6 protein-coding genes are annotated in these 3,869 nt (G+C 45.1%); 2 read left to right on the top strand and 4 right to left on the bottom strand.

Annotated elements, in window-relative coordinates:
* Positions 1-72 precede the first annotated feature (72 nt).
* Positions 73-546 carry a peptide-methionine (S)-S-oxide reductase gene (locus CAG69_RS03685; protein ID WP_005392650.1) on the bottom strand — a complete coding sequence of 158 codons (474 nt, stop codon included), beginning with the start codon at positions 544-546 and terminating at the stop codon, positions 73-75.
* A gap of 193 nt (positions 547-739) precedes the next feature.
* Here CAG69_RS03685 and CAG69_RS03680 point away from each other — a divergent pair, with 193 nt between their 5' ends.
* Both CAG69_RS03680 and CAG69_RS03675 read left to right on the top strand, forming a co-directional pair.
* Positions 740-1,129: a VOC family protein gene (locus CAG69_RS03680; protein WP_161442776.1), complete on the top strand. Its 390-nt coding sequence runs from the start codon at positions 740-742 to the stop codon at positions 1,127-1,129.
* A gap of 91 nt (positions 1,130-1,220) precedes the next feature.
* Positions 1,221-1,961, top strand: coding sequence for a DeoR/GlpR family DNA-binding transcription regulator (locus CAG69_RS03675; RefSeq protein ID WP_053808097.1), 741 nt, complete (start codon positions 1,221-1,223; stop codon positions 1,959-1,961).
* A gap of 3 nt (positions 1,962-1,964) precedes the next feature.
* Here CAG69_RS03675 and CAG69_RS03670 read toward each other — a convergent pair whose 3' ends face one another.
* From CAG69_RS03670 to CAG69_RS03660, 3 genes are read right to left on the bottom strand one after another with little or no spacing between them, the layout of a single operon-like run.
* On the bottom strand, positions 1,965-2,321 hold the full coding sequence (locus tag CAG69_RS03670; protein ID WP_046873826.1) for a VOC family protein: 357 nt from the start codon (positions 2,319-2,321) through the stop codon (positions 1,965-1,967).
* A gap of 29 nt (positions 2,322-2,350) precedes the next feature.
* Positions 2,351-3,004 carry an isochorismatase family protein gene (locus CAG69_RS03665; RefSeq protein WP_005392655.1) on the bottom strand — a complete coding sequence of 218 codons (654 nt, stop codon included), beginning with the start codon at positions 3,002-3,004 and terminating at the stop codon, positions 2,351-2,353.
* A gap of 32 nt (positions 3,005-3,036) precedes the next feature.
* Positions 3,037-3,762: an NUDIX domain-containing protein gene (locus tag CAG69_RS03660; RefSeq protein ID WP_005373953.1), complete on the bottom strand. Its 726-nt coding sequence runs from the start codon at positions 3,760-3,762 to the stop codon at positions 3,037-3,039.
* Positions 3,763-3,869: the final 107 nt, after the last annotated feature.

The following is a 3,869-nucleotide window of genomic DNA, read 5'->3' as shown; positions in this document are numbered from 1 at the left end:
TGGTTAGGATGCAAAAAGAGGCGTTGCGCCTCTTAGTTTTGAGATAATAGAAACAGTGATAAAAGCTGGCCACTAATTTTTATATTTATGCAGCAAATCTAACGGGATATGGCAGTAGTCGTTTGGAAAGCGCGTGAGTCGGTCTTGGTGCTCATCATCACTTGGCACGTAGTTTGTGAGTGGCAGCACTTCTACGGCGATTTTATCGGCATCCGGTCTTGCTGCGATAAACGCTTTAGCAATCGTTAGGTGTTGCTCGTTTTGGCTATAAACACCGGTACGGTACTTTTCACCTACGTCTTCACCTTGCTTGTTAACACTGTGCGGGTCGATGATCTCAAACAGATACCCCATTAAAGTTTCAACCGAAACTTGTTCAGGGTCGAATTGGGTTTTCACGCATTCTGCGTAACCATCGTATTCGGATTGAGTGTTATCCGTCGTGCCATTTGCTCGTCCTGCTTCGGTGCCAATTACGCCCGGAAGGTGGCGCATAAATTCTTGCACGCCCCAAAGGCAGCCGCCTGCGAAGTAAATCTCTTCCATCATTTTATCCTGTAAAACTTTGCGCCATTATGGACATCACTTTCGCTCAAACACAACTCCAACCATAGATTTAATGACTCATCGATGAGCAGTTCGGACATAAAACAGGAACAACTCGGTGGTGATTTGCTCTCTTTTTTGTGCTGCTTTTCCTCGTTAGATTGAGCGCAGTTAAGAGCTAAGGGGAATCCCAATGAAAATTGAACATATCGCGATTTGGACAGAACGTTTGGAAGAGTTAAAAGCCTTCTATGAGAAATATTTTAACGCGGTGTCTAACGATAAATACCACAACCCAACTAAGCAGTTTTCATCTTACTTTCTTTCGTTTGAAAGTGGAGCGCGATTGGAGTTAATGTCGATGGAAGGTGTGACCGCTTGTGAAAAATCTCATGCGATGCAGGTAACAGGATTAGCACACTTTACCTTCGCTTTAGGATCAGAGCAGGCGGTGGATCAATTAACCAAAACCTTAGTAGATGATGGCTACCAATGGATCGACGGTCCGAGACAAACGGGTGATGGTTACTACGAAAGCTGCGTATTAGATCCGGATGGCAACCGTCTAGAGCTTACGGTGTAACGCGACTTAGCTTATTTCTATCGTTCACAGGCTGCTTTCATATGAAAGTGTTCGAGCGTATACTGCAAGCTCATTAATAAGGAGTGAGCCTGTGAACCCAAGACAAAATGAAATCCTGCAATTAGTGAATGATCGTAAACGCGTTCAAGTCACGGAGCTTTCTGACATTATCGGCGTGTCGGGCGTGACCATCAGGCAGGATTTGAATTTTCTGGAGCAACAGGGCTATCTAAAGCGCGTACACGGCGCAGCTACCGCATTGCAAAGTGATGATATTGATACCCGATTAGAAGTCCGTTTCGATATTAAACAATCACTTGCAAATAAAGCGGCGGACTTGGTATCACCAAACGAAACCGTATTGATCGAGGGCGGCAGTGCTAATGCGCTCTTGGCTCGCACTTTAGCTGAACGCGGCGATGTGACCATCATTACCCCATCGGCGTACATCGCCCATCTCATCCGTAACACCTCAGCTAACATCATCTTGCTTGGTGGTGTGTATCAGCATCAAGGTGAGAGCCTCGTTGGCCCGCTCACCAAACTCTGTATTGAGAACATTCACTTCAGCACGGCTTTCTTGGGTATAGACGGATTTCACCAAGACACTGGTTTTACTAGCCGAGACATGATGCGTGCCGACATCGCAGAGGCCATTCTGGCAAAGAATAGACGTAACATCGTACTGACGGACTCCAGTAAGTTTGGACAGATTTATCCTTCTTCAATTGGAAATACCAACGAAATATCGGTGTTGTTAACCGACAAAGCCGCTCCGAAAAGCGACCTTGAGCAAATCAAAAAGCTAGGTGTGGAAGTGGTGTTGGGGTAAGTACTAATTGCTCTCCGACCATACTGCGAATTCATTTCCACTTGGTTCGGTGAAGTGGAATCGGCAGCCGCCGGGAAATTCGAAAATAGGGCGGATAATTTTTCCACCATGCTGCTCAACTTTTATCTGCGTGGCCTGAATATCTGAGCTATAAAACACTAAAAGTGCGCCACCATTTGCGGTTTGGTTTACAAACTCAGATTTGAAGAATCCGCCATCTAACCCTTGTCCTGAAAATGCAGAGTATTCAGGACCATAATCGATAAAAGTCCAGTCAAAGGCACGCTCAAAAAATTGTTTTGTAGCGTTAATATTGGTGGAACCAAATTCGACGTAATTCAATTTTTCATGTTGATGCATAGTGAAATCCTTCTCGGTTACTATCGTCTCTAGGCGAATTTTTCTACGATGATGTCATCCGCTTTTTCGACAAATAATGCGCCTTGATCCTTGAGCTCTGTAAGCACATTTTCAACATTATCAGGCAGTACTGCGCGAGTTGAAGCAAGGTTGACCACCACATTGTAGCCAAGATCCAGTGCTTGCATGACGGATTTCTTCACACAAAAATCTAGCGCGAGACCACCGATCACTAGGGTATCAATCCCGTTGAATTTTAGAAATTCATGTGCGCCTGTCGTTTTAGTATCGGCAATATCATGGAAGAAAATACCGTAAGGATGCGCATCAGGATCCATGCCTTTATTAACTTGAAAATCATAGTCCAAAACAGGTGGTAAACCGTCTAGCAGTTCAGAACCTGTTGTGCCAAGCACACAATGGCGGTTCCATTTTATATCCACATTGGGTAGACCGACGGGTTCAAGCATGTTAGCTGGTGTTTCTGCATCCCATTTTGCTTTCGGTGGGTGCAAGTCACGGCTCACCAGTTTTAATCGGCCTTTGGCATGATTACTCAGCAACTCCGGTACGATTTCCAACGCACCTGCAACGGGTAGTTCATTTGGACATAACTCACTAAAGCCCTTCTCTGGATCAACGTCGATCACCGCCGTGGTTTGATAGTTTACTCGAACAGTCATGGCAGACTCCTTGTCTGTCTGATTGCCTGCGTTTATCCACGCAAACAGTTTTGAAAAAAGGTTACTTCGTCGCTGGTCAGCGTATATACCATTGCGGGTTTTCCACCTTTGCCTTTGTTGGTAGAAGCGACTTTATTGGTGGGTTTTAGTACGCCTGAATCTATCAAGCGGCGCTTAATCGTCATTCGGCTAATATCAATACCAAACTCTTGATAAGCAGAAATGATGTCGGCAACCAAAAACTCCTTGTCTAATGCAAACAAAAGAACCGATGTGTATTCAATGGATGCACGAAGCTTCTGCCACGCTTTTTCAATGGTTTTTTGATGATCAAACGCGAGGGTCTCTTCTCCATTGAGTATAGCTTGTAGCGAAAACCATTTTAGTTGGCACTCTGGTACACCAGCATTGTTGATTTGCTCTACATTGTTACGATCGACCAAGGCGTAGTGCGTAATGTTTAAGCTCCAGTCTTCTGGATCACGCTTGGGATCGCCGTCGATAAAAGCTTCACTAAAGTGACGAGGGTAAGTATGGATTTTCTCGCGGCAAATTCGGCGGCGCGCCGCCTCAAAGTTTTCATCGGCCGGGCGTCCTCCTTCACTGGTTAAGTCTTTATCAAAGACAAATCCGCCCGGTAGTGCCCAGACTCCATGGTATGGCCGATTTGGATTTGAACGTTTAATCAACAACACTTCCAGTCCCTTATCGGCACAGCCAGATAGCCTGAATGGAATAATGTCGACAGATACGATCATGGTTGGGTCCTAATATTGATTTGTAAGTAATCTAGCGCATAACAAGTGGTCAATCAATGGGTAAGTAACGAGTTGTGCGAAACGTTTTCGGTAGTGCTTCATAGTAC

The organism is Vibrio sp. V43_P6S15P86, assembly GCF_009904725.1.
Taxonomy (GTDB): domain Bacteria; phylum Pseudomonadota; class Gammaproteobacteria; order Enterobacterales; family Vibrionaceae; genus Vibrio; species Vibrio diabolicus.
Note: the sequence above shows the minus strand (reverse complement) of the source record. Positions and strands in the feature narration are given on the sequence as shown.